Annotated in this window: 21 protein-coding genes; 6 read left to right on the forward strand and 15 right to left on the reverse strand. The window is 72.5% G+C overall.

The window, feature by feature from the left end:
• Nucleotides 1–46 precede the first annotated feature (46 nt).
• The 5 genes from ACFY1H_RS46140 to ACFY1H_RS46160 are packed head-to-tail and all read right to left on the reverse strand — an operon-like array spanning nt 47 to nt 4731.
• A complete protein-coding gene (locus ACFY1H_RS46140) occupies nt 47–1216 on the reverse strand; it encodes a lipid-transfer protein (protein WP_386956334.1) in 1170 nt (389 codons plus the stop codon).
• Nucleotides 1213–1599: an acyl dehydratase gene (locus ACFY1H_RS46145; RefSeq protein WP_386956335.1), complete on the reverse strand. Its 387-nt coding sequence runs from the start codon at nt 1597–1599 to the stop codon at nt 1213–1215. Before ACFY1H_RS46145 ends, ACFY1H_RS46140 begins: the two co-directional genes overlap by 4 nt.
• Nucleotides 1596–2498: a bifunctional MaoC family dehydratase N-terminal/OB-fold nucleic acid binding domain-containing protein gene (locus ACFY1H_RS46150; RefSeq protein WP_386956336.1), complete on the reverse strand. Its 903-nt coding sequence runs from the start codon at nt 2496–2498 to the stop codon at nt 1596–1598. The genes ACFY1H_RS46145 and ACFY1H_RS46150 overlap by 4 nt, the downstream gene beginning before the upstream one ends.
• Nucleotides 2495–3667 carry an acyl-CoA dehydrogenase family protein gene (locus tag ACFY1H_RS46155; protein ID WP_386956337.1) on the reverse strand — a complete coding sequence of 391 codons (1173 nt, stop codon included), beginning with the start codon at nt 3665–3667 and terminating at the stop codon, nt 2495–2497. Before ACFY1H_RS46155 ends, ACFY1H_RS46150 begins: the two co-directional genes overlap by 4 nt.
• A complete protein-coding gene (locus ACFY1H_RS46160; protein WP_386956338.1) occupies nt 3664–4731 on the reverse strand; it encodes an acyl-CoA dehydrogenase family protein in 1068 nt (355 codons plus the stop codon). Before ACFY1H_RS46160 ends, ACFY1H_RS46155 begins: the two co-directional genes overlap by 4 nt.
• 149 nt (nt 4732–4880) lie before the next feature.
• Here ACFY1H_RS46160 and ACFY1H_RS46165 point away from each other — a divergent pair, with 149 nt between their 5' ends.
• Complete coding sequence (locus tag ACFY1H_RS46165; protein ID WP_386956339.1) at nt 4881–5831, forward strand: alpha/beta fold hydrolase; 951 nt, start codon at nt 4881–4883, stop codon at nt 5829–5831.
• A gap of 35 nt (nt 5832–5866) precedes the next feature.
• On the opposite strand, the gene ACFY1H_RS46170 is transcribed toward ACFY1H_RS46165, so the two are convergent.
• A complete protein-coding gene (locus ACFY1H_RS46170; protein ID WP_386956340.1) occupies nt 5867–6421 on the reverse strand; it encodes a Uma2 family endonuclease in 555 nt (184 codons plus the stop codon).
• A 501-nt stretch (nt 6422–6922) separates the two neighbouring features.
• Between ACFY1H_RS46170 and ACFY1H_RS46175 the strand changes: the two genes are divergently transcribed.
• Nucleotides 6923–8596 carry a TIGR04141 family sporadically distributed protein gene (locus tag ACFY1H_RS46175; protein WP_386956341.1) on the forward strand — a complete coding sequence of 558 codons (1674 nt, stop codon included), beginning with the start codon at nt 6923–6925 and terminating at the stop codon, nt 8594–8596.
• Nucleotides 8597–8658: 62 nt separating this feature from the next.
• Complete coding sequence (locus ACFY1H_RS46180; protein ID WP_386956342.1) at nt 8659–9045, forward strand: nuclear transport factor 2 family protein; 387 nt, start codon at nt 8659–8661, stop codon at nt 9043–9045.
• A gap of 2 nt (nt 9046–9047) precedes the next feature.
• On the opposite strand, the gene ACFY1H_RS46185 is transcribed toward ACFY1H_RS46180, so the two are convergent.
• On the reverse strand, nt 9048–10442 hold the full coding sequence (locus ACFY1H_RS46185; protein ID WP_386956343.1) for a wax ester/triacylglycerol synthase family O-acyltransferase: 1395 nt from the start codon (nt 10440–10442) through the stop codon (nt 9048–9050).
• Nucleotides 10443–10500: 58 nt separating this feature from the next.
• Here ACFY1H_RS46185 and ACFY1H_RS46190 point away from each other — a divergent pair, with 58 nt between their 5' ends.
• Nucleotides 10501–11742 (forward strand): alpha/beta hydrolase, encoded by a 1242-nt coding sequence (locus tag ACFY1H_RS46190; protein ID WP_386956344.1) that lies wholly within the window; start codon nt 10501–10503, stop codon nt 11740–11742.
• Between the two features lie 179 nt (nt 11743–11921).
• Here ACFY1H_RS46190 and ACFY1H_RS46195 read toward each other — a convergent pair whose 3' ends face one another.
• Nucleotides 11922–13142: an NAD(P)/FAD-dependent oxidoreductase gene (locus ACFY1H_RS46195; RefSeq protein WP_386956345.1), complete on the reverse strand. Its 1221-nt coding sequence runs from the start codon at nt 13140–13142 to the stop codon at nt 11922–11924.
• A gap of 14 nt (nt 13143–13156) precedes the next feature.
• The gene (folE, locus tag ACFY1H_RS46200; RefSeq protein ID WP_220238222.1) at nt 13157–13756 is read right to left on the reverse strand and encodes a GTP cyclohydrolase I FolE; all 600 of its coding nucleotides are present in this window, start codon (nt 13754–13756) and stop codon (nt 13157–13159) included.
• A gap of 199 nt (nt 13757–13955) precedes the next feature.
• On the opposite strand from folE, the gene ACFY1H_RS46205 reads away from it, so the two are divergent.
• Nucleotides 13956–14600: a transcriptional regulator gene (locus tag ACFY1H_RS46205; protein WP_366583517.1), complete on the forward strand. Its 645-nt coding sequence runs from the start codon at nt 13956–13958 to the stop codon at nt 14598–14600.
• 222 nt (nt 14601–14822) lie between these two features.
• Here the strand turns inward: ACFY1H_RS46205 and ACFY1H_RS46210 are convergent, their stop codons facing one another.
• From ACFY1H_RS46210 to ACFY1H_RS46220, 3 genes are read right to left on the reverse strand one after another with little or no spacing between them, the layout of a single operon-like run.
• Complete coding sequence (locus tag ACFY1H_RS46210; RefSeq protein WP_386956346.1) at nt 14823–15983, reverse strand: SWIM zinc finger family protein; 1161 nt, start codon at nt 15981–15983, stop codon at nt 14823–14825.
• Nucleotides 15983–18724, reverse strand: coding sequence for a DEAD/DEAH box helicase (locus ACFY1H_RS46215; protein ID WP_386956347.1), 2742 nt, complete (start codon nt 18722–18724; stop codon nt 15983–15985). The genes ACFY1H_RS46210 and ACFY1H_RS46215 overlap by 1 nt, the downstream gene beginning before the upstream one ends.
• A 35-nt stretch (nt 18725–18759) precedes the next feature.
• A complete protein-coding gene (locus tag ACFY1H_RS46220) occupies nt 18760–21285 on the reverse strand; it encodes an acyl-CoA dehydrogenase family protein (protein ID WP_386956348.1) in 2526 nt (841 codons plus the stop codon).
• A gap of 144 nt (nt 21286–21429) precedes the next feature.
• Here ACFY1H_RS46220 and kstR point away from each other — a divergent pair, with 144 nt between their 5' ends.
• Nucleotides 21430–22059, forward strand: coding sequence for a cholesterol catabolism transcriptional regulator KstR (gene kstR / locus ACFY1H_RS46225; protein WP_366583462.1), 630 nt, complete (start codon nt 21430–21432; stop codon nt 22057–22059).
• A 30-nt stretch (nt 22060–22089) separates the two neighbouring features.
• Here the strand turns inward: kstR and ACFY1H_RS46230 are convergent, their stop codons facing one another.
• The 3 genes from ACFY1H_RS46230 to ACFY1H_RS46240 are packed head-to-tail and all read right to left on the reverse strand — an operon-like array spanning nt 22090 to nt 24775.
• Nucleotides 22090–23079: a TIGR03557 family F420-dependent LLM class oxidoreductase gene (locus ACFY1H_RS46230; protein WP_366583463.1), complete on the reverse strand. Its 990-nt coding sequence runs from the start codon at nt 23077–23079 to the stop codon at nt 22090–22092.
• 15 nt (nt 23080–23094) lie between these two features.
• Nucleotides 23095–23925 (reverse strand): LLM class F420-dependent oxidoreductase, encoded by an 831-nt coding sequence (locus tag ACFY1H_RS46235; RefSeq protein ID WP_366583464.1) that lies wholly within the window; start codon nt 23923–23925, stop codon nt 23095–23097.
• Between the two features lie 19 nt (nt 23926–23944).
• Entirely contained in the window at nt 23945–24775 is an 831-nt protein-coding gene (locus tag ACFY1H_RS46240; protein ID WP_366583465.1) for an LLM class F420-dependent oxidoreductase, read from the reverse strand.
• Nucleotides 24776–24801: the final 26 nt, after the last annotated feature.

Raw genomic sequence — 24801 nt, forward strand, 5'->3', positions numbered from 1 at the left:
ACCGGCCCGTCAGAGCTACCGTACGGGGCCAGGGTATGAGTCGCGCTCAGTGACGAGTCAAGACCAGTCCACTGGTCGGGACGCCGGTGCCGGCGGTCACGAGCACGGCCTCGGCGTCGCGCACCTGGTTCACGGCCGTGCCGCGGATCTGGCGCACGGCTTCGGCGATGCCGTTCATGCCGTGGAGATAGGCCTCGCCGAGCTGCCCGCCGTGCGGGTTGAGCGGCAACGCGCCGGCCAGTGTCAGGGTGTCGCCGGCGATGAAGTCCTTCGCCTCGCCGCGGCCGCAGAAGCCCAGCTCCTCCAGCTGCATCAGCACGTACGGGGTGAAGTGGTCGTAGAGCACCGCCACGTCCACATCGGACGGTCCGAGCCCCGAATGCGCCCACAGCTGCCGGGCCACCACACCCATCTCGGGCAGCGCCGCGAGGTCGTCGCGGTAGTAGCTGGTCATCACGTACTGGTCCGGCCCGATCCCCTGCGCCGCCGCGGCCACCACAGCCGGGGCGTGCCGCAGGTCGAGCGCGCGCTCGACGCTCGTGACGACCAGCGCCACCCCGCCGTCGCTCTCCTGGCAGCAGTCGAGCAGGTGCAGCGGCTCCGCGACCCAGCGCGACGCCTGGTGCTCGGCCAGCGTGATCGGCCGGCCGTGGAACCACGCCGCCGGGTTGGTCGCGGCGTGCGCGCGGTCCACCACGGCCACTCGGCCGAAGTCCTCGCTGGTGGCGCCGTAGTCGTGCAGGTAGCGGCGCGCGACCATGGCGACGGTGGCAGCCGGCGTCGCGATACCCATCGGGTAGTGGAACGCATTGTCCACACCGGACGAGTTCACCTGCGTCGCCGCGGCGGCCGACACACGGCCGAAGCGCTGTTCGGAGCGTTCGTTGAAGGCCCGGTACGCCACCACCACGTCGGCGACCCCGGTGGCCACCGCCATCGCGGCCTGCTGCACGGTCGCCGCCGCGGCGCCACCGCCGTAGTGGATGCGGCTGAAGAACTCGAGCTCCGGGATGCCGAGTTCCCGGGCCAGCGCGATCTCCGCGCTGCCGTCCATCGTGAACGACACCAGTCCGTCCACTTCGGACGCAGACAGGCCGGCGTCGGCCAGCGCGTGCGTCACGCATTCGGCCGCCAGCCGCAGTTCGCTGCGGCCCGAGTCCTTGGAGAACTCCGTGGCCCCGATCCCGGCGATCGCCGCCGCGCCCGCCAACGTCACGGCGCACCACCGGGCAACGTGAGGGAAACCGTGCCGGTCAGGTGCTCACCCAGGCTGCCGGTGGCGGACACGGCCACCTCGACCTCGAGCCCCGAGCGCGAGACCACGTGGCCGGTGAACGTGAGCGCGTCCCCCGCGTAACACGGCACACCGAGGCGGATCTTGATCGACCGGATCAACGCCTCGGGCCCGGCCCACTCGCTCACGAACCGTTGCACCAGACCGGTGTCGGTGAGGATGTTGAGAAAGATGTCCCGCGAACCCCTCGCGACCGCGGCGTCGCGGTCGTGGTGCACGTCCTGGAAGTCGCGGGTGGCGAGCGCGGTGCTGACCACGAACGTCGTGGTCGCCGCGATCCGCAACGGCGGCAGTTCGACAGTCATCGCGCCACCCGCCACGCCGGCAAGGTCAGTTCGTCGTCCACCCGCACGAACGCGGCGACCACCGGCAGCCCGACCCGCACCTCGTCCGGCGCCGCGTCGAGCAGCTCGGCCATCACGCGCACGCCTTCCTCCAGCTCCACCAGCGCGACCACGAACGGCAGCCGCTTGCCCGGCACCGGCGGGTGATGGTGCACGACGTAGCTGTAGACCGTGCCGCGCCCGCTCGCCACGACGTAGTCCGGCGTCGCCGCCAGCGAGCCGTCCGGCGGCATCGGCCCCGGCGGGTGGCGCAGCACCGAGCCCCAGCGCTGGATGCGCAGCTCGCCCTCCCGCAGGCCGGCCCAGAAGAACTGCGTGTCCCGGCTGATCACCGGGCGCAGCACGGGCGCGGGCGGCCCGGCGGATACCGGCCGGAACTTCAGCACCCGGAACACCACGTCCGCCACGGCTTCGCCGTCCACCGTCCAGCGCATCACCGTGGTCACGAACCAGCCCTCGCCCAGCGCCGTGCGCTTGGGTCCGGTGACGTCCGCCAGCTCCGTCGTCACCGCCACCCGCTCGCCCGGCCGCAGGTACCGGTGGTACGTCTGCTCGGAGTTCGTGGCGACGATCGAGGTGTACCCGGCCTCGTCGAGCACCGCGAGGATCGCGCCCATCGGGTCGTCGTCCGCGCGCACGCCGTGCAGGCCCGGCATCGTCCACACCTGCGCCATCGCCGGCGGCGCCACGAGTCCCTTGTGGACACTCGGGAACGATGCGTCGGTGTACACCGGATTGGTGTCCCCGATCGCCTCCACCCAGTTGTGCACCATCGCCTGGTTCACCGGATCCCGCGCGAGCCGCGGCGCGCACGGCCCCGCGGCGGCGATCTTCGCGGCGGCTTCCTCGATCGTCGTCATCGCGGCACCCTCGGCAGTCCCAGCCCGGCGGAGGCGATCAGCTCGCGCTGGATCTCGCTGACGCCCCCGCCGAACGTCAGCACCAGGTTCCGTTTGGCCAGCACGTCGAGCCATTCGGCGAGCTCGGCCGTCTCCGGGTCGGCGAGGTCGCCGTGCCGTCCCACGAGCTCTTCCAGCAGCCGTCCGATCCGCTGGATGCGCTCGGAGGCGAACACCTTCGTCGCCGACGCGTCGGCCACCGCGACCGGGCTCGTCCCGGAGGAAACCTGCCAGTTGAGCAGTTCATTGACCCGCGCCACCGCGAACGTCTCGGCCAGCACCGCGCGCACGTCCGGCAGGTCCAGCAGCGGCAGGCCGTCCGGGGTGCGACGGGCGGCGGCCCACGCCCACGCGCGGTCGTGCAGGCCGCCGATCCGCCCGGCCGGGCCGAGCATCACGCGCTCGTGGTTGAGCTGTGTGGTGATCAGCCGCCAGCCCTCGTTCTCCCGGCCCACCAGCAGGTCCGCCGGCACGCGGACGTTCTCGTAGTAGGTGGCGTTCACGTGGTGCGCGCCGTCGCAGGTGACGATGGGCGTCCACGAGTAGCCGGGGTCGCGGGTGTCCACGATGAGGATCGAGATCCCCTTGTGCTTCGGCGCGTCCGGCGAGGTCCGCGCGGCGAGCCAGACGTAGTCCGCGTCGTGGCCGCCGGTGGTGAAGATCTTCTGGCCGTCGACCACGTACTCGTCGCCTTCGCGGATCGCGCGCGTGCGCAGCGAGGCCAGGTCCGTGCCCGCCTCGGGTTCGGTGTAGCCGATGGCGAAGTGGATCTCGCCCGCGAGGATCCGCGGCAGGAACCGCGCCTTCTGCTCCTCGGTGCCGAACTCCTGCAGCGTCGGCCCGACGGTCTGCAGCGTCACCGACGGCAGCTGCACGTCGGCGCGCGCGGCCTCGTCCACGAACAGGTGCTGCTCGATCTCACCGAACCCCTGGCCGCCGTACCGCTTCGGCCAGCCGACGCCGAGCTTGCCGTCGCGGCCCAGGCGCCGCACGAGGGCGCGGTACACCGGCCCGTGGCGCTCCCGCAGCAGCGCGCGGCGTTCCTCGGGCGTCAGCAGGCCCGCGAAGTACTCCCGCAGCTCGGTGCGCAACGCCTGCTGCGCGGCCGTCAACTCGATGTGCGTGCTCACCCGGCCACCCGCTCCCCCAGCCGGCCCAGCCGGTGCGCGGCGCCGCCGAGCGCCCGGCCGAGGTCCGTCACCGCCGCGGAGTAGCGGTGCAGCGGGTACTCGCGGTCGACACCGAGGCCGCCGTGCAGGTGGTGGCATGTCGCCAAGGCCGCGGGCGCCTGGTCGGTGAGCCAGTAGGCGGCGACGTCGAGCTCCGTGTCGGCGTCGAGGCCCGCCGCCAGCCGCCAGCCGGCCGACGTCGCGGCCAGGTGCACGGTCCGGGCGGCCACGTAGACGTCGGCGATCTGCTCGGCCACGGCCTGGAACGCCGCCAGCGGACGGCCGAACTGCGTGCGCTGGGCGATGTGCTGCGAAGTCAGGGCCAGCGCGCCGGCCAGCAGCCCGTCGCCCAGTGCCACCGCGCCCGCGAGTGCGAACCGGTGCAGCGTGGCGACGGCGTGGCCGGGTGAACGGTCGCGCAGGAACTCCGTGTCGGCCAGCCGCACCCCGGCCAGCCGCACGGTGTACTCGGGCGCGCCGCTGGAGCTGTGCGTGCGGACGAGCTCGACGCCGTCGGCGTGCGGATCGACCAGCGCCACCGCGGTACCACCCGGCAGCGCCACCGGAGTGAGGATCCGCGTGGCGTCCGCGGCGCACGGCACGCCCGTCTTGACGCCGGTGAGCTGCCACACACCGTCCGCGGCCTCACCCACGGTGCCGGGCACGGTCGTGAGCGGCGCGGACGGCTCGTGCAGCGCCGCGGTGAGCACCTCGTCTCCTGCCGCGACCGGCGGCAGCAGCCGAGCGCGTTGGCGCGGGGTGCCCAGCGTCTCGACCGGCAGCACACCCAGCGCCAGCACGGCATACGCGGGCACGGCGGCGGCCGCGCAGCCCACTTCGGTCAGCACCGCGGCGACCTCCGCGACCCCGAGCCCGTCGCCCCCGAGGTCCGCGGGCAGGGCGAGCGCGAGCAGCCCGGCGCCGGCCAGCGCGCGCCACTGCTCGCCCGGGTCGGCGGATTTGCCGAGCACCCGCGCGGTCAGCGCGGCGATCTCGGCCTGCGTATCGTCTGGGGTGAAGTCCACGCCGGTCCCTCCCTCCGGATGGCCGCCACAAGTGGAACACGTTCTAGTCTTAACCGGAAGGGGCGGGATCGGCAACCCCCGGTGGCCTCGGCGACCGGGTACTCCAGAAGCGGAACAGGCCGTCGAGCGAAGAGGGGTGCCGGGTCGACGTGGGTGCAGAACAGGTTCTTCTAGGCGCGCTGAGCGACGTCGGCTGGCAAGCGACCCGGAAGCTGGCCACGATCCCGTCCACGGCCGGAGTACCGGACCCGGAGCCGCTTTCGCTGCCGGGCCGCGGCCAGACCGTGGTGGTCGACGTCGGCCCGCGCCAGGCGCCCGCGATCATCCTGCTGCACTCGGTGGCCTGCACCGGCCTGCTGACCTGGTACCCGGTGCTGGAGCGGCTTTCCGCGCACTACCGCGTGGTCGTGTTCGACCAGCGCTGGCACGGGCAGGGCATCCGCTCCCACGAGTTCACCCTGCAGGACTGCGCCGACGACGTGGTGGCGGTGGCGGACGCGCTCGGCATCGACCGGTTCATGATCGCCGGCTACTCGATGGGCGGCATGGTCGGGCAGATGGTCGCCTACCAGCAGCGCGAGCGCGTGAGCGGGCTCGTCCTGTGCTCCACGGCGAGCTACTTCCGCCGCGGCGTGCGCCAGCGCGTGGCGCTCGATCTGTTCGGGCGCACGCTGCAGCTCATGCGCGACCAGACCAAGATCGGCCTCGTGCCGGGGGAGCCGCGCCGCGAACGGCTCGCGCGCCTGGAGGACCACCGGTGGGCGCTCGCCGAGTTCCGGTCCACGAGCCCGTGGGCCATCGCCGTCGCACTCGACGAGATCGGCCGCTTCGACTCGGCGCCGTGGCTGCACACGCTGCGCGTGCCGACGTCGGTGGTCGTGACCAGTCGAGACGGTTTCATCGCCCCGGCGCACCAGCGGTCGCTGGCACGGCGCATCCCGGGCGCGGCGACGTACGAGATCCCCGCCGGGCACACGGCGTGCGTGCTGGCGGCGAACCAGTTCGTGCCCGCGCTGATGGCGGCCTGCACGTCGGTGCACGCGGCGATCGCCGACGAGGAAACCGGCCGGGTGCGCGAAAAGGAACCCGACTCGGCGTGAGGGTCAGTAGTTCGTGAGGCCAGTAGTTCTGAGGCTCAGTAGCTGGAAACCAGGTCCACGGGGCTGAGGTCGAGGCGGTAGGGCACCTCGAGGTGCGCGATCTCGTCGCCGGTGGCCTCGGCGTCGAGCACGTATTCGGTGTCCTCCAGGCGAAAACAGCTGAGCGTGGGCTCGTTGGGCTCGATGACCCAGTAGAACGGGCAGCCGGCCGCGGCGAGGCGGGCGGGCTTGAGGTGGCGGTCGATGTAGCGGCTGGACGGGGAGACGACCTCCACCGCGAGCACGGGCACGCCCACGAGCGCCCGCTCGGTGAAGGTCTCGCGCCGGCCGACCACCACGTCGGGGATCATCACGGTGAACTCGTCGAGCACGACGTCGACCGGTGCGGGGAGCACCTCGCAATCCGCGGGGCACACCGGGCTGAGCGCCGCGAGCAGGCGCGCGACGACCCTCTGGTGCAGCGGACGCGGGGACGGGCTCACCAGAAGCGTCCCGTCCACCAGTTCGTATCGATGGCGTTCATCCGTGATCGCCTCCAGGTCCCGACGGGTGAGACGGTCGCCGTGTGCGAACGACGGGACTGTCATCATGCTGCCCCCAGGACGGGCCGATCGGAAAACGACTACGCCAGCGTAGACGTGCACACGCGGCAGCGCGAACCGTCCTCCGGCGTGGTGGAAACCCGGGCGGCCTATTCTTCCGCGCGCCGTCAGGCGTTCGCCGTCACGTACGGTCACAGAAATGCGGCGAAACAGACCCGGACAGCCCAGGAGAACCCCGCGCGACAGGGCCGTTCGAGTTATGTGAGCGAATTCTCGGAATGGCCATTCCAGGTAGGGTAATACGACACCAATGGATTACCCCGTGGACGTCTGAGCTGGGCCAAACCCGATGTTTCGTGACGCCGTAATCGTGTCCCCCTCGGCTCTACATCACGGTATCATTGCGCGAACCGGCGGTGCGGGAAACCCCGATTAAGGTGAACTTCACCATTCCGCACCGCGTTCGCTCTCCGTGATTAACCGGCTGGACCGGAAAATCACGCATTCTGACCCGACGTTCGCACGCGTCAGCACACTTCGGTGGTGGTCATGCCTGCCCCGTCCGCACCCAGCCGGCCCGTCTCCCTCTTCCGCCTCGACGGCACCGGCGCCGAGCCCGACCTGCTGGTGTCGCTCAAACCCGAGCAGGTCACCACCGACACGACGGTGGACCTCTCCGGCACGCGCGCGCGGCTGGTCGCCGGCGCGTTCCACACCGAGATCCCGCAATGGCTTCCGCACGCGAGCGCGTTGACCGGGAGCGAGCTCGACCTGTCGTCGACGCTGCCGTTCGCCGTGCTGCTCGTGCCGCGTCCACCTTGGACATACGCGGTGTCCTGGGGCGCCGGGCATCTGGTGCTCAACGACGAGTACGTGGAACAGGGTTTCGGGCTGCTGTTCGGGATCCGCCGCCTCGACCCGTTCGACCTCGGGCTGGTGTCGAGCGCCGCCCTCGACGTTTCGGCGCGCGCCACGCAGATCTCGATCCCGGGCGGCGGCGAGCTTTCCGCGTTCCGGCTGGAGCCCTACGGCGACCTCGTGAACCGGCTGGCCGGGTCCGCGGACCTGACCGACCTCACCTACGGGCGGGTGACCGGCAAGCGCTACCGGATCCGCGTCGGCAACGCGCTCTACGTACCACTTGCGAAGGAACCACAGGCTTTTCTCGCGGATCTCGACGCGGTGGGTGCCGTCGTGGACGAGCCCGACGCGTCCTCGGCGCTGCGGTTCGTGGCGCAGACGCGGCCGCTCGACCGCCACCACCGGCTCGTGCCGACGCTGGAAGCACGGCTGGCCGAAGCGCTCGGCGGCGGCACCGACGCGCCGCTCGGCCTGGCATGGCCCGCGACCGCGGTGAACGACGCCGAGAACGCGGGCTCGTTCCGCATCACCGGCCTGGGTTCCGGCGGGCCGCTGCACGTCGAGTCGCGGCTGGAGCTGGAGCACCTCACCGGCCGGCTCGCGCAGCTGCCCGAGGACAAGCGCGTGAAGGCTCTGCGCGCCGGGCGCGTGGTCACCTGCGCCGACGAGGCCGGCGAGGAGGAGACCGGGTCGCCCGTGCAGGTCGCGAAGTGGCTCGTGTTCGAGACGACGATCGGCCACACGCGTTACGTGTTCCACCAGGGCCGCTGGTACCGCATCGGCGAGACGTACGTGGAGCAGATGCGCGAGCAGGTCTCGCAGCTGCTGGCGCGCAAGTACGAGTGGCCGGACCTCACGTGGAAACCCACCGGCGAGCCCGACGACGAGAACCGCTACTGCCGCCAGGTCGCGACGCTCGACGGCTACGTCTGCCTCGACCGTGACACCGCGACCACACCATTGCACCCGCGGTTCGAGCTGTGCGACCTGCTGGGCCCGGGCAACGAGCTGATCCACGTGAAGTGGCTGGGCCGCGCAACGGCCGCCAGCCACCTCTACACCCAGGCGCTCGTGTCGGCCGAGGCGCTGCACGACGAGCCGGAAGCGTTGGCGCAGCTGGCCGAGAAAGTGTCTACTTCGGACGAAGGTCGCGTGCTGACCGAGGCGCCGGACACCGTCGTCCTTGCCGCCGCGGGCCGCGCGTGGAACGTCGACGAGCTGTTCACGCTGTCGCAGGTCGCGCTGCTGCGGCTCGACCGGGCGGTGCGCAGCCTGCAGGCGACGTTGAAATTCGCCGACATTCCGTACAAGGCCAAGAAGAAGACCACCGCTCAGCCGGCGAAGCGCCGCCGGAAGGCCTGAGCGGCAGGCAGTTGCGCCCCGGCCCGGCTACGCTGGGAGTTCCCCGACGAACGGTGCCGCCGATGACTGCTGATCCCGCGATCCGCGCCCGGATCGAAGAGCACTGGCACGCCTCCGAGGCCGGCGACGTCGACACCGAGCACGCGATCTACGCCGTAGACGCGATCCTCGACTACCCGCAGTCCGGCGAACGCTTCCGCGGCCGCGACCGGATCCGCGCGCAACGCGGCGGGCACCCGGCCGAGCGCCACTTCACCATCAGCCGGATCACCGGCGGCGGCGACCTCTGGGTGAGCGAGTGCGTGATCACCTACGACGGCTCGCCCACCCATTCGGTGAGCATCATGGAGTTCACCGACGGCTTCGTCACGCACGAGACCCAGTACTTCGCGGATCCCTTCCCCGCGCCCGAGTCGCGGGCGGCCCTGGCCGAGCGGATCACAAGCTGACGTCAGGCCGGCCTGGCCTTGAGCAGCTCCGTCATCGCCTCGGGCAGGGCCTCGGCCAGCGGCCAGAGGTCCTTCACGAGCTCCTTGGCGCCGAGCAGGCCGACGCCGACCTTGCCCTCGTAGGAGAAGACGGTGACGTTGAGCCCGGCGCCGTGGAAGACCGGGCCGAGCGGGTAGAGGCCGGTGACGCGGGCACCGAGCAGGTAGAGCGGCATCTGCGGGCCGGGCACGTTGGAGATGATCAGGTTGTGCACCACCGGGTGGCGCTCGGCCAGCCGCAGCGAGGAGTAGGCGCGCACGCCGAGGCCGAACACCGTGGCCGGGGAGAACTGGGCCCAGTCGGCGAGCATGTCGGCGTCGATGTCGTAGTGGTGGTCCTTCGACAGTCGGTTGGCCTCGGCGAGGAAGAACACCCGCGCGGCCGGGTCACCCAGGTGGGTGGGCAGTGAGGCGAAGAACGCGGACACCTTGTTGCTGCCGTGGTCGCGTTCGGTGCGCTCGTGCACCGACACCGGCACGGTCGCCACCAGCGGGTCTTCCGGCAGTTCGCCGCGGCCGAGCAGGAACTGCCGCAGCGCGCCGGAAACGAGCGCCAGCACCACGTCGTTGACCGTGACACCGAAGGCGTTCTTCACGCGCTTCACGTCGGCGAGGTCCACTTGGGCGAAGGCCACGCTGCGGTGACCGGTGATCGTGCCGTTGAGCGAGGTGCGCGGCGCGGTGAACGGAACCGGCATTCCTTTGCCGCGCAACGTCTTGCCGAGCCAGCGCGGCACCAGCTCCACCAGCTCGGGCAGCAGCTTCGCCATCTCGAACGGCCGGTGCGCGAGGCCTTCCATGCTTTCGCGCAGGATCTCGACGCGCGTGGGCAGGCCGCTGTTGTGCTGCTTGTCCCGCGGGATCTCCGGCAGCGGCGCCTCGGGTTCCAGGCCCGCGAGGTAGGTGATCAGGCTGGCGCCGCCGACGCCGTCGATGCTCGCGTGGTGCATCTTGATGAGCACCGCGATGCCACCGTTCGACAGGCCCTCGATCACGTAGAACTGCCACAGCGGGTGCGCGCGGTCGAGCTGCTGGCCGGCGATGTGGGCGCACAGCTCGGCCAGCTCGCGGTCGTCGCCGGGCGCCGGCACGCCGATGCGGTGCAGGTGGTTGTCGAGGTCGAAGTCCTCGTCCTCGACCCACACCGGGTGGCTGAGGTTCCAGAGTGGATTGTGCAGTTTGCGGCGGAATTCCGGAATCAGCGCGACGCGCTCGGCCAGCCGGCGCTGCAGCTCGGCGAACGAGTAGCCGCCGGGGATGGTGGACCCGTCGAGGGTGAGCAGCCCGCAGACGTGCAAGACCTGCGCAGGGGTCTCCAGGTAGAGGAAACTCGCATCCAGGCCGCTCAGTCTCTGCATGTCGCCAGGGTAAGGCAGAACCACGAACGGGGCGGGGCGCGGCGGTAGCATCGGGAAGGTGAAACCGGCCTTCCTCACCCGCCGGGCCGCGCAGCTCGGCCTCACCGCCGTCGCCCTTCGCCCGCCGCGCAACCGTGTCACGTCGATCCCCGTGTTCTTCGGCGCGTGGCTCACCGACGAGCTGGCTCCGCAGCTGCTGGCGCTCACCGCGTTGGACACCGCGCAGCACCTGGTGCGGCACGGGCGGCGGTCGTCGAAGGCGGGATTGGCCTTGGCCGCGCTGTCGGCGGCGGGACTGGGCTCGCTCGTGGCGACGGCGCAGAAGGCCCGCGGCGAGGTCGAGTCGGCGCTCACCGAGGCACTCGGGCCGGACTACTCCACGCGGCTGGAGCGTCCGCCGAGCTCGCGCGACCTGGCGACGCCGTGGGGCCAGCTCGTGCTGCCGTTCCGCGGACGCGACCCGGAGGTCGTGCGTGAGCGCAACATCCCGTACGCGCCGGGTGGCAAGCGGTTCCTGCTCGACGTCTTCCGGCCCGCGAAGCCGGTGACCGGCGCGCCGGTGCTGCTCCAGATCCACGGCGGCGCCTGGACGATCGGCAACAAGGACGAGCAGGGCCAGCCCCTGATGCACCACCTCGCGCGCCGCGGCTGGGTGTGCGTGGCGATCAACTACCCGCTCGCGCCCGCCCACCGCTGGCCCGCGCACGTGGAGGCCGCGAAGCGCGCGCTGGTGTGGATCCGGTCGAACATCGCTTCGTACGGCGGGGATCCCGGTTTCGTCGCCGTCACGGGCGGTTCGGCGGGCGGGCACCTCGCCGCGCTGCTCGCGCTGAGCCAGAACGACCCGGCCCTGCAACCGGACTTCCCCGACGCCGACACCAGCGTGCAGGCCTGCGTGCCGCACTACGGCGTCTACGACATCGCCGCCACCAGCGGCGCGGCCGAGAGCCAGTACCGGCTGGAGAGCCTGCTGGCCCGCCGCATCTTCTCCCCCGACCGCGACCCGGTGACCTACCTCGACGACTACGTCGCCGCCTCCCCGCTCGACCGCGTCTCCGACTCCGCGCCGCCGTTCTTCGTGATCCACGGCCGCAACGACTCCCTCGTGCCCGTCGAGGAGGCCCGCGAGTTCGTCGCCCGGCTCCGCGCGGTTTCCCGGCAGCCCGTCGCCTACGCCGAACTCGCGGGCGCGCAGCACGCGTTCGACATCTTCCCCTCGATCCGCAGCGCCCACGTCGTCCGGGGCGTGGAACGGTTCCTCGACCACACCTACCGGGCGTGGGCCGCGGCGGACCGGTAGCTCAGGGTTCGAGCGGCGCATCTGTGTCGGCGAGGCGGTCGGCGCGGATCAGGGCCTCGCCGGCGCCCTCTCGCCGCGGCAATGGCAGCACCCCTCCCGCGCGACCCGGCGAACGCGGCAACGGCCCCCACACTCCGGCCTTCCGGCCGTCGCGCGAGGGCCGCCGCACGGCCGGAACCTCAGGGTTCGAGCGGCGCGTCCGGGTCGGCCAGGCGGTCGGCGTCGATCGGGCCCTCGGCGCGGATCAGGGCCTTGAGCTGGTCGCCGACGTCCCAGACGTTGACGTTCATGCCGGCGAGCACGTGGCCGTCGCGGAGCCAGAAGGCGATGAACTCGCGCGCCTCGACGTCGCCGCGGAAGACGACGCGGTCGTAGGCGCCCGGGTCGACGTGGCCGTGGTACTCCATGCCCAGGTCGTACTGGTCGGTGTAGAAGTACGGGAGCTCGTCGTAGGTGGCGTCCTGGCCGGCCATCGCGGCGGCGGCGACGGCGGGCTGGTTGAGGGCGTTGGCCCAGTGCTCCACGCGCACGTGCTTGCCGAGCATCGGGTGCAGCGCCGAGGCGATGTCGCCGGCGGCGAAGACGTCCGGGTCGGTGGTGCGCAGGGACGAGTCGACCACCACGCCGTTGTCCACGGCCAGGCCCGCGGCCTGCGCGAGCTCGACGTTGGGCGCGGCGCCGACCGCGACGAGCACGGCGTCGGCGGCGATCTCCGTGCCGTCGTCGAGGCGGACGCCCGTGGCCTTGCCGCCCTCGGTGGTGATGGCCTCGACGTGCACGCCGAGACGCAGGTCGACGCCGCGGGCGCGGTGCAGGTCGGCGAAGACCGTGGCGACCTCGCGGCCCAGCACGGCCAGCAGCGGCAGCTCGGCGACCTCCAGCACGGTCACCTCGGCCCCGGCCTCGCGCGCGGCGGCCGCGACCTCCAGGCCGATCCAGCCCGCGCCGATCACGGCCAGGCGCGTGCCGGCGGTCAGCGTCTCCTTGAGCTGCGCGGAGTCGCCGAGGCGGCGCAGGTAGTGCACGCCCTCGGCGTCGGCGCCCGGGATCGGCGGGCGACGCGGGCTCGAGCCGGTGGCCAGCAGCAGCTTGTCGTAGCCCACGGTCTCGCCGCCTTCGAGGCGGACGACGTGGTTGTCGCGGTCGATGGCGGTGGCCGTGACGCCCAGGCGCAGGTCGACGTCGTGCTCGGCGTACCAGCCCTCCTCGTGCACGAACACGCTCTCGCGCTCGGCCTTGCCGGCGAGGAAGTCCTTGGACAGCGGCGGGCGCTCGTAGGGCCGGTCGGGTTCGTCGCCGATGAGCGTCACCCGTCCGGTGAACCCCTGTGCCCGCAAAGCCTCCGCGGCCTTGGCGCCGGCCAGCCCCGCGCCGACGATGACAAAACCCTGCTCTGGCAAAGGAAACAACTCCTTTATGCGTTGACGCCCGTGAGTGCGAAGAACTCCTGGCGGGAGCGGGCATCCTCCCGCAACGTGCCCAGCAGTGTCGAGGTGACCGTGCTGGAGCCGGTGGCCTGCACGCCGCGAAGCGTCATGCACGTGTGCTCGGCCTCGATGACCACGCCGACTCCCTTCGGGCTCAGCTGCTCGCCCAGCCAGCCCGCCACCTGCTTCGTGAGCCGCTCCTGCACCTGCGGCCGGCACGCGAAGTGCTCGACCACGCGCGCGAGCTTCGACAGGCCCAGGATGCGGTCGCCCGGCAGGTAGCCCACGTGCGCGACGCCCGTGAACGGCAGCAGGTGGTGCTCGCACACCGACCGTACGGGGATGTCGCGGGCCAGCACCAGCTCGTCGTAGCCCTCGTCGTTGGGGAACGTGGTGAGGTCGAACGAGCGCGGCGTGAACAGCTCCGCGTACGCGCGCGCCATGCGCTCGGGGGTGCCCTGCAGGCTCTCCGTGTCCAGGCTGACGCCGAGCGCCCGCAGGAAGTCGCCCGCGGCGCGCGCGGCGGCGGCGAGATCGATGCCGGGGTCGGGTTCGTGGACGACGTGCAGAGCAGAGCCGGAGCGCATGGGGACCCCTCGGGGTTCGGCGGGTTTTCGTCCATGAATATTGGTCTTATTGCCGTCCTTGGTCAAGGTGACCAGTTCAACAGGGTGAACCGATGCTTGCGGACACGTTTGTGGGCGTTATCGTGGACCTGTGACGACTGAGCCCGCCGCTCCCGCGATCAAGGCCGTGGCCGCGCTGGAGGAGGACCTGCGCCGCGGGATGTACGCGTTCATCCGCGGCGCGGCGCGACCCGTCACGCGCGACGAGGCGGCCGCGTCGGTCGGGATCTCGCGCAAGCTCGCCGCGTTCCACCTCGACAAGCTCGTGGACGCCGGGTTGCTGCGCTCGCGCTACGAGGCCGTCGGCGGCATCCGCAAGGTCGGCCGCACCCCGAAGGTGTACGAACCGGCCGACATCGACTTCGCCGTCACCATCCCGCCGCGCCGCCACGGCGTGCTCGCCGACATCCTCCTCGACGCCGTCGTCACCGAAACCGAAGGCGAGTCCGCCCGCGTCGCCGCCCTGCGCGTGGCCGCCGAGCACGGCGAGGACCTGGGCGCCACCGAACGCGCCTCCCTGCGCCCCGGCCGCCTCGGCGCCGAACGCGGCCTGACGCTCACCGAAACCGTCCTCGCCCGCCAGGGCTTCGAGCCGCGCCGCGAAACGCCGACGTGCGTACGGCTGCGCAACTGCCCGTTCCACCCGCTGTCGGGCAAGGCGCCGGACCTGGTGTGCGGGATCAACCAGGCGTACCTGGGCGGGGTCGTCACGGGCCTGGAAGTGCCCGGCGTCGACGCGGTGCTGATCGATCCCGCACCCGGCGGCTGCTGCGTGGAGCTGCGGGCGGATCAGCCCGGCGGATAGGCGACGTCGAGAGGGTCGGCGGACGGTGGGCCGTCCAGGTGGCAGGCCGAGCCGGTACGGAGGAAGCGGTGGTCGCGGCCGTAGCGGAGTTGTGCGCATGGCTGCAGCAAGCCGCCACCCGGTCTGGAAACGGGCCGGGCCCGCGCAGCGTGTCGGACCTGGGGCGCCCGACACCGCCGCGGGTGCCGGTCGATCCGCGGCACGGCTGGAGCTGCGGGCGGATCAGCCCGGCGGATAGGCGACGTCGAGAGGGTCGGCGGACGGTGGGCCGTCCAGGTGCCAGGCCGAGCCGGTGCGCAGGAAGCGGTACCAGCGGTGGTCGCGGCCGTAGCGGAGTTGCAGGGGGCCTTGGGTCACGCGGTTGCGCCAGGTCGTGATGGGGTCGGGGAGGCCGGAGTCCGAGAGGCAGGTGCGGGCGGCCGCGAGGGGGCCTGGGCCCGGGGACCAGGTTTCGCGCACGACGGCCAAGCCGCCGCGGCCGGCTTCGCGCCAGGAGTGGGCCCACGCGGTGAGATCGGGCAGCGTGACGCCGGCGGCGTGGGCCAGGGCGGGGAGTTCCTCGGGCGGACGGGCGGCGGCGCGGCGGGCCAGGTCTTCGTCGAACGTCAGGTCGGCCGCGGTGCCGCCGGAGAGCAGCAGGTCGCGGGCGAGGGAGGCGGCGTCGGCGGCGAGGGTGCCCAGGGCGGCCGACGTCCAGCCCGTGGCGGCCGGCGGGTCGAGGTCGAGGACGGCGGGTGGGCCGGCCACGTCGGGCACGGGCGGCAACCGCGGCACGGCCGTGACGCGGCGGGCGTACGCGCGTTTCGGGGTGAGGCCGGGGTCGTGGACCTTCGTGCGCGGCGGGCGGTCCGGGGCGCGCAGCGTGCGCAGCCGGGCGAGGACTTCGTCGCGCGGGCGGCCGCGGAGCTTGAACAGCACGAACGGGTCGGTGTCGACCTCGTCGGCCACGACGTAGTACACGGCGGCGACGTGTTTGCACGGGTTCGCCGAGTCGGGGCACGAGCAGCGCGGCTTCAGGTCACCCGGACCGGGGAGCAGGTCGGCGCCCGCCTCGCGGGCCTGGGCGGCCAGCTCCTCGGGCAGCTCGCCGTCGAGCAGGGCGGCGGTGTGGCCGAGGCGGCGGCCGACGACGTCGAGCAGCGTGTCCCACTGCTCGGGCGAGAACTCCTTCATCCGGATCGTCACGTGGTACGGCTCGGGCCGGCTCCCCCGCACGCGCGCGATGACCTCGCCGGCGCCGACGTGCAGCTCGCTCACGGTGTCCTTGCGCGCGTACGTGCGCCCGCGCGGCAGGCGGTTCGGGTCGACGCTCGCCCGCTGCTCCAGCGCCTCCACCCAGGCGCGGCCCCACCAGGTGTTGCCGAAGGTCCTGCGCGGGGGCATCACCCACCGCCGAGCCGGACGAGGTCGGCGAGCTGGTCGTCGGACAGCTCCGTGATCCAGTCCTCCCCCGCGCCGACCACGGCCTCGGCCAGCCCGCGCTTCGCCTCGAGCACCGTGGCGATGCGCTCCTCCAGCGTGCCCTCGGCGATCAGCCGGTGGACCTGCACGGGCCGGTCCTGCCCGATCCGGTACGCGCGGTCGGTCGCCTGGTCCTCCACGGCCGGGTTCCACCAGCGGTCGTAGTGGATCACGTGCGTGGCGCGCGTCAGGTTGAGCCCGACGCCGCCCGCCTTGAGCGACAACAGGAACACCGGCACCTCGCCGGACTGGAACGACGCCACCAGCTCGTCGCGCCGCTTCGGCCCGACCTCGCCCGACAGCAGCGCGACGGGCAGCCCGCGGTCGGCGAGGCGGCGTTCGAGCAGGCGGCACAGCTGCACGTACTGGCTGAACACGAGCACGCTGTCGCCCTCGTCGAGGATCACGTCGAGCAGCTCCTCGAACGCGGCGAGCTTGCCGGAGCGTCCGGTGAGGACTCCGCCGCTCTCCTTGAGGAACTGCGCGGGGTGGTTGCAGATCTGCTTGAGCTCGGTGAGCAGCTTCAGCACCTGCCCGCGCCGCTGCACACCCTGCGACGCGCGGATCTCGGCCAGGTTCTCCCGCACGACGGCCTCGTACAGCGTGGTCTGCTCGGCCGTGAGCGGCACGAACCGGTCGGTCTCGGTCTTGCGCGGCAGCTCCGGCGCGATGTCGGGATCGGTTTTCTTGCGCCGCAACAGAAAGGGGCGCACGGTGGTGGCCAGCCGCTCCGTGGCGGTCTGGTCGCGGTCGCGTTCGATGGGCCGCGCGACGGTGCGGCGGAAGCGGTCGAGCGGGCCGAGCAGGCCCGGTGTCGTCCAGTCCATCAAGGACCACAGCTCGGTGAGCCGGTTCTCCACGGGCGTGCCGGTGAGCGCCACGCGCGCGGCGGCCGGGACCTTCCGCAGCTCTTTCGCCGTGGCGGACAAGGGGTTCTTCACGTGCTGAGCCTCGTCGGCGGCGACGAGACCCCAGTCCACTTCGGACAGTGACGCGCGGTCGCGGCGGACCACGCCGTAGGTGGCGAGCACGACCTCGTCGGGCAGCAGGTCGTCGAGGTGACGGCCGCCGCCGTGGAAGCGGCGCACGCGCACGTCCGGCGCGAACCTGGCGAACTCACGTTCCCAGTTGCCGAGCAGCGACGTCGGGCAGACCACCAGCGTGGGCCCGGCTTTCAGCGCGCGGCGGTGCAGGTGCAGGGCGATGAGCTGGATGGTCTTGCCCAGGCCCATGTCGTCGGCGAGGCACGCGCCGAGGCCGAGGCCGGTCATCGTGGCCAGCCAGCCGACGCCCGCGAGCTGGTACGGGCGCAGCGTCGCCGCGAGTCCGTCGGGCGGGCCGACCGGCTCGGGGCTGCGCTCTTTGAGCCGTTCGACGAGGCCGGCGAGCGCGGGCTGGGCGGCGAATTCGACCGTTTCGCCGTCGAGTTCGAGCTCGCCCGTGAGCGCCGCGGCGAGCGCTTCGGCGCCGGTGAGCTTGCGGTTGCGCTTGGCGCGCATGCGGGCGAGCAGGCGTGGGTCGAGCTTCACCCACTGGCCGCGCAGGCGGACGAGCGGCCGCTTGGCTTCGGCGAGGGCGGCGACTTCCTCGTCGGTCAGCTCGGCGCCGCCGAGCGAGAGGCGCCAGCGGAACTCCAGCAGGCCGTTCAACGGGAACGCGGGACCGGCCTCGCTGGCCGGCGCCTGCGTCGCGCTCGCCTTCGCGCGGACTTCGCCGGCGAAGAGATCCTTGGGCCACAACACTTCGATGCCGGCGCCGCCCAGGTCGCGGCCGCCTGGGCCGAGCAGGTCGACGACGTCGTCGTCGGACAGCGCGAGCTCCGTCGGCGCGGCTTCGGCGAGCACGCGTCCCAGCGGCGGCCACGCTCGCGCGCCGCGGCGCAGGCCGAGCAGCAGCTGGGTTTCCACCTGGTCACCGAGGCGGTGCAGCACGGCGTCGGGCGCGTCCCAGAGCGTTGCGGCTTCGACGACCAGGCTCGGCTCGAGCGCGGACCGCACGGCCAGCACGCCCGCGAACTGCTCGTCTTCGCGCGCTTCGACCCGCAGGATCAGCTGCGCGCCGTGGGGCCCGCGGGCGTCCAGCTCGGTGAGCCACGCCGCCCCGTCCGGCCCGACCTGCGTCGGCTCGGCCTCCGCGAACGCCGGCCCACCCGCCCCGACCGACGCGGCGGGGCTGCGCACGAGCACGTCGGCCGCCGCGTCCCACAACGCCCGGACCAGCGACTCCGGCGAGTGCAGCCGGATCCGCTTCACCCCGGACAACGGCAACGCATGCGCCTCCGGCGGCAACGCCGACGCGAGCCCCCGCAGCAGCTCCTCATCGGCGGCGTCCAGCGGCCCCACCCGCCACGACCCCACCCCGCCGGCCGTGAGCGCCGGCCGCAACCGCCCGCGCGCCACCAGGTTCACCCCGGCGTTCACCACGGCCGACCACGCGGCGATCGCCGGGCTCACGTCGTCGGGCACCACCAGCAGCCGCGGGATCGCCCGCGCCAGCGGGACCAGCCGCGCGTCCACCTTGGTGCGCGCGAACTTCTTGTCGTCGGGCAGCACGAGCTCGATCGCGGTGTCCCCCGCGACCTCGTCGCCCCACAACGCCAGCACACCCTCCCGCGGCGGGTCCGAGGGAAGGTAGGTGGCCTGGGTCAGCGCGCCGAACTCCACGCTCAGCACCGTAGGGCAGGGGTACGACAAACGGCTCAGCGCGGCAGGCCCAGCACCCGCTCGGCCACCGCCGAGAGCAGGACCTGGGTGGTGCCGCCGGCGATGGAGAGGCAGCGGGTGAGCAGGAACTCGTGGGACGGCGGGGTGTCGGGGAGCAGGTCGGGGGCGAGGTCCAGGGCGAACTCCGCGACGGCCTGCCGCTGGCGGACGCCCAGGAGTTTCGCGACGGCCGACTCGGCGCCGGGGCCGTGGCCGTCGAGGCGGCGGAGGGCGGCGCGCAGGTCGAGCACGGAGCACGCGCTGCCGGAGCCGATCAGGGCGCCGAGGCGGTCGAGGGTGGACTCGCCGGGGGCAAGGCCCGCGCCACGATGTCCTTCCGGGCCGGGCTGGCCGCCCGCAGCGACCGCGCCGCTCGGGTCGCCGTGCCCAGTCGCGCCGATCCGGTCGCCCGGGCTGCCCGCGCCGCTCGGGTCGCCCAGGCCGCCCGGGCCGCCCAAGCCGCCCGGGCCGCCCGGGCCGCTCGGGCCGCTCAGGTCGCTCGGGTCGCCCAAGCCGCTCGGGTCGCCGTGCCCAGTCGCGCCGATCCGATCGCCCAGGCCGCTCGGGCTGCCCAGGCCGCTCGGGTCGCTCGGGTCGCCCGCGCCGCCCAGGCCGCCCGCGCCGCTCGGGTCGCCCAAGCCGCTCGGGTCGCCGTGCCCAGTCGCGCCGATCCGATCGCTCTGGCCGCCCGCCCCGCTCTGGCCGCCCGCCCCGCTCGAGCTGCCCGCGCTGCTCGGGTCGCCGGGGCTGCTCGGGTCGCCGAGCTCGCCCGCGCCGAGCCCGAGGCCGATCCCGGACAGCAGGGCCTCCACGCCCTCACCCGCCGCGGAGCCCTTGCCCAGGGCGACGCGTTCGCCGGCCAGCGTGGTGCGGGCCAGGCGCCAGCCGTCGCCCGGGGAGGCGACGACGTCGGTGTCCGGGACGAAGACGTCGTCGAGGAAGACTTCGTTGAAGACGCTCGCGCCGGTGATCTCGCGCAGCGGGCGGGTGGTGATGCCGGGCGAGCGCATGTCGACGAGGAAGTACGTGATGCCCTTGTGCTTGGGCGCGGCGGGGTCGGTGCGGGCCAGGCAGATGGCCCAGTCGGCCTCGTGGGCGAGCGACGTCCACACCTTCTGCCCGCTGAGGCACCAGCCGCCGTCGACGCGGCGGGCGGTGGTGCGCAGGGAGGCCAGGTCGGAGCCCGCACCGGGTTCGCTGAACAGCTGGCACCACGTCAGTTCGCCGCGCAGGGTGGGGCCGGTGAAGCGGGCGCGTTGCTCGTCGGTGCCGTGTTCGAGGATCGTCGGGATGGCCCACGCGCCGATCACCAGGTCGGGCCGGCGCACGCCCGCGCGCGTCAGGGCCGCGTCGATGCGCAGCTGTTCGGCGGGGCCGGCGCCGCGGCCGTGAGGCGCGGGCCAGTGCGGTGCCAGCAGCCCCGCGTCGGCCAAGGCGACGCGACGGCGGTCTTCCGGCAGAGCGGCGATCTCCCCTACGAGCGCGGTGAGCTCCGGCGAGTCGTCCACGGCCACATCCAGCGTGCGCCGCTCCCCGGCCAGCGCGAGGCGAGCCGCGCGCTGGCGCCACCGCGCGGAGCCGCCGAGCCAGTGCCGCAAGGCGAGAGCGCGGCGCAGGTACAGGTGCGCCGGGTGTTCCCACGTGAAGCCGATACCGCCGAGGACCTGGATGCAGTCCTTGGCGTTGTCCACGGCCGCGTCGAGCGCCACCGCCGCCGCGCTCGCCACCGCGATCGCGTGCTGCGAAGAGAAAGCAGTCGTCGCAGCGTCCCAGGCCAGCGCCTCGGCTGCTTCGGCGCGGCACAGCATCTCGGTGCACAGGTGCTTCACCGCCTGGAACGCCCCGATCACCTGCCCGAACTGCTCCCGAACCCGCGCGTACTCGACCGCCGTCGTCAGGCACCACCGCGCGACGCCCGCCGCCTCCGCCACGGCCAACGTCGCCGCGAAGTCCCGCGCGTCCGGCAGCTCCAGCACGTCGGCCACCGGCACCCGGTCGAAGTGCACCCACGCGAGCGGACGCGAGAAATCGAAGGGCGCCAACGGTTCCACGCGCACCCCCGCCGCACCCGGCGGCAGCAGCACGTGACCACTCGGCACGGGCGCCAGCAGCCACGACCCCGCGTCGGCACCCGGGACCGCCCCCGAACAACCGTGCAGGAAGCCGTCGGCACACGGCGCTTCGAGCAGCACGGCCACGCGCGCGCCCCCGTCCGCGATCGCCTCCACCAGATCCCCACCGCCGAGCAGCAGCCCGGCCAGCGCCGTGCTCAGCAAGGGGCCCGGGACCAGCGAAGAAGCCGCTGCGGCCAGCCCCGCCGCCAGGTCCGCGACCGAGCCTCCGGCGCCACCCACCGACGGCGGCAACGCGACCCCGAACAACCCCAGGTCGGCGAACCGCGCGGGCACCTCCGCGCCGACCTTCTCGGCCGCGCGCACGGCCTCGACCGGATCGTGGGCCCGGGCCCAGTCGTGGATCGCGGCGGCCAGCGCCGCCTGTTCGCCGGTGAGCGCGACCGCCATCGGGGCCTCCTCGCGTACGGGACTACTCACGAGTGTAGAACGTGTTACAGTTTTTCGGCCAGCGGGTCGGTAGTTGAACGTTTCGCCAGGGAAGGTACGCTGAACGCAGAACTGGAACGAGTTCCGCAAGACAGGAGAAGGCCGATGCCGGGCAAGGCGAAGGCTCCGGCGGCGAAGGCGCGCACCGGACTGGGCACGATCGGCGAGGAGCTCGGCTCCGCGGCGCAGCGCGATCGCCGCCGCCGCATCATCGACGCCACGCTCGCGCTGGCCTCCAAGGGCGGTTACGACGCCGTGCAGATGCGGGCCGTCGCAGAGAAGGCCGACGTCGCCCTGGGCACGCTCTACCGCTACTTCCCGTCGAAGATCCACCTGCTCGTGTCCGGCCTCGCGCGGCAGTTCGAGCGCGCGCAGGAGAAGCTGGAACGCGCCGCGATCCCGGGTGAGACCCCTGCGGAACGGCTGATGTTCGTGCTGGGCCGCAACACGCGGCTCATGCAGCGCGACCCGCACCTGACCGAGGCGATGGTGCGCGCGTTCATGTTCGCCGACACGTCCGCCGCGGCCGAGGTCGAGCTCGTCGGCCGGCTCATGGAGGACATGTTCGCCCAGGCCATGGGCATCGCCGAGCCGACGGAGTCCGATCGCGACATCTTCCACGTCGTCGCCGACGTGTGGATGGCCAACCTCGTGGCGTGGGTGACGCGGCGGGCATCGGCCGCCGACGTCGCCCACCGCCTCGAGCTTTCGGTGCACCTGCTGCTGGACAAGTAGGGCCCGCACGCGGCGGGCCCCACTCGCGGCTCAGGCAGTGAGCTTCGGCAGGACTTCCTTGCCGAACACGTCGAGGAACTGGTCCTGGTTGCGGCCGACGTTGTGGATGTAGATGCGGTTGAAGCCGGCGTCGACGTACTTCTGCAGCGCCGCGCGGTGCTCGTCGGGGTCGGAGGAGACGACCATGCGGCCCTCGAAGTCCTCGCGGCGCACGAGCTTGGCCATCTGTGCGAAGTCGAACGGGGAACGCACGTCGGCCTTCGGGAACTTCATGCCGCCGTTGGGCCACTGGTCCATCGCGTTGGCCCACGCGGTCTCGTCGTCTTCGGCCCAGGACAGGTGCACCTGCAGCAGCTTCGGCATGTCGTCCGGGTTCTTCCCGGCCTTCTTCGCGCCGGCGTTGAAGTTGTCCAGGATCCCGGCCAGCTTCTCGATCGACGCGCCCGGGGTGATCAGCCCGTCGGCCAGCTCACCGGTCTTGCGCGAGGTGTAGGGCCCGGCCGAGGCGATGTAGACCGGCGGCGGCGTGTCGGGCAGGGTCCACAGGCGGGTGGTGTGCAGCTTGAAGAACTCGCCGTTGTGCTTGACGTCCTTGCCGGTGAACAGCTTCCGGATCACCTCCAGCGCCTCGAACATCCGCCGCACGCGCTCGGGTGCCTCGGGCCAGTAGCCGCCGATGATGTGCTCGTTGAGCGCCTCACCCGACCCGATCCCCAGCCAGGTCCGGCCCGGATAGGTCGCCTCCAGCGTCGCTGCCGCCTGGGCCACCATCGCCGGGTGCAACCGGAACGACGGGCACGTCACCCCGGGACCCAGGTCACCGGTGGTGTTCTCCGCCAGCGACGCCAGCATGCTCCACACGAACGACGACTCGCCCTGCTGCGGAACCCACGGCTGGAAGTGATCCGCCGCCATCTGCCCCGAGAAGCCCCGCTCCTCGCCCGCCTTCGCCAACCGAATCGACTCCCGCGGCGAGAACTGCTCCAACGCAGCCGCAAGACCGATCTGCACGTCACTCACGCGTCTTCCGCTCCTTCACCGGTACTTTTCGACGACCTCGACGAGGGCGTCGAGCCTCTCGAGGGTCTCCGCTTCGGGCCGCGTGCCGAGCAGGAGCGTGATGCGCTCCACCCCGGCCTCGGCGTAGGCCTCCAGCAGAGCCTCGTTCTTGCTGCCCACCGCGAACATCGACACCGGTGTCCCGGGGGCGAACTCGTCGCGCAGGGCCATGAGCTTCCCGACCCGCTCGGGCACGACCACTGAGTTCGGCATCCACACGCCGCCGTGGCGGGCCGCCCGCCGCGCCGCGTGCCGGCTGTTGCCGCCGACGTAGATCGGCGGATGCGGCTTCTGCGCCGGCTTCGGATAGGCGACGGCGCGGTCGAAGTGCGTGAACTCGCCGTGGAAGGTCGCCGCCTCGGCTGTCCACAGCTGCTTCATCGCGTCGAGCCGCTCGTCGAGCAGCCGGCCGCGCGTGTCGGGATCGGTGCCGTGGTCGCGCATCTCCTCGAGGTTCCAGCCCGCGCCCACGCCGAACACCACCCGTCCGCCCGACAGGTGGTCGAGCGAGGCGACCTCCTTGGCCGTCTGGATCGGGTCGCGCTGCGCCAGCAGGGCGACGCCGGTGCCCAGCAGCAGCGTCGAGGTCACCGACGCGGCGGCTGTGAGCGCCACGAACGGGTCGTACATCCGGTAGTACATCCGCGGGAGTTCCCCGCCCGCCGGATACGGCGACTGCCGGTCGGCGGGGATGTGCGAGTGCTCCCCGACGAACAGCGAGTCGAACCCGCGCTCCTCGACCCCGCGCGCGAGCGCGTCGGGCCGGATGCCCTCGTCCGTGACGAAGCTGAAGATCCCGAACTTCATGAGATCATCGAACCACGGGTCACCGGTGGTCCGCCGCGAGCCGCGCGAGGTCGTCGAGGGCGGCGAGCGTTTCGGCTTCGGGCAGGGTCGGCAGCATGAAGGTGTAGCGCTCCACGCCGGCTTCGGCGAAGCGCTTCACCGCGTCCGCGTCGGGAGCGCCCCCGAAAACGGTGAACGGCACGTCCGTGCGGCCCTGCTCGGCGAGCCACTCGCGCACGCGCTTGATCTCGTCGGACGGCGTCTGCTGGCGCGGCAGCCAGGCGTCGCCGAGGCGGGCGAGCCGGCGCAGCGCGGCCGGGCTCTCGCCGCCGACGTAGATCGGCGGGTGCGGCGTCTGCACGGGCTTCGGCCAGGCGAAGATCGGGTCGAAGTCGACGTGCTTGCCGTGGTACTCCGCCTGCTCCTCGGTCCAGACGGCCTTGAGCGCCTCGATCTGCTCGTCGATCAGCGCGCCACGAGTGGTCGGGTCCGTGCCGTGGTTGGCCATCTCCTCACGGTTCCAGCCCACCCCGACACCGAACGCCACCCGCCCGCGCGACACCAGGTCGAGTGACGCGACCTCCTTGGCCGTGTGGATCACGTCCCGCTGGATCAACAGCGCGATGCCCGTGCCCAGCACGAGGTTCGACGTGTTCACCGCCGCCGCGGTCAGCGCGACGAACGGGTCCAGCGTGCGCTTGTACTTCTCGGGCAGGTCGCCCCCACCGGGGTAAGGACTCTCCCGGCTCACGGGGATGTGCGAATGCTCGGCCAGGAACAGCGAGTCGAAGCCCCGCTCCTCCAGCGCCTCGCCCAGCACGTCGGGGCGGATGCCTTCATCGGTCACGAACGTGGAGATCCCGAAGTCCATGCCTCGTTCTACCCGCTGCGGCGGCG

It is taken from the genome of Amycolatopsis sp. NPDC001319, from assembly GCF_042896185.1.
Lineage (GTDB): Bacteria > Actinomycetota > Actinomycetes > Mycobacteriales > Pseudonocardiaceae > Amycolatopsis.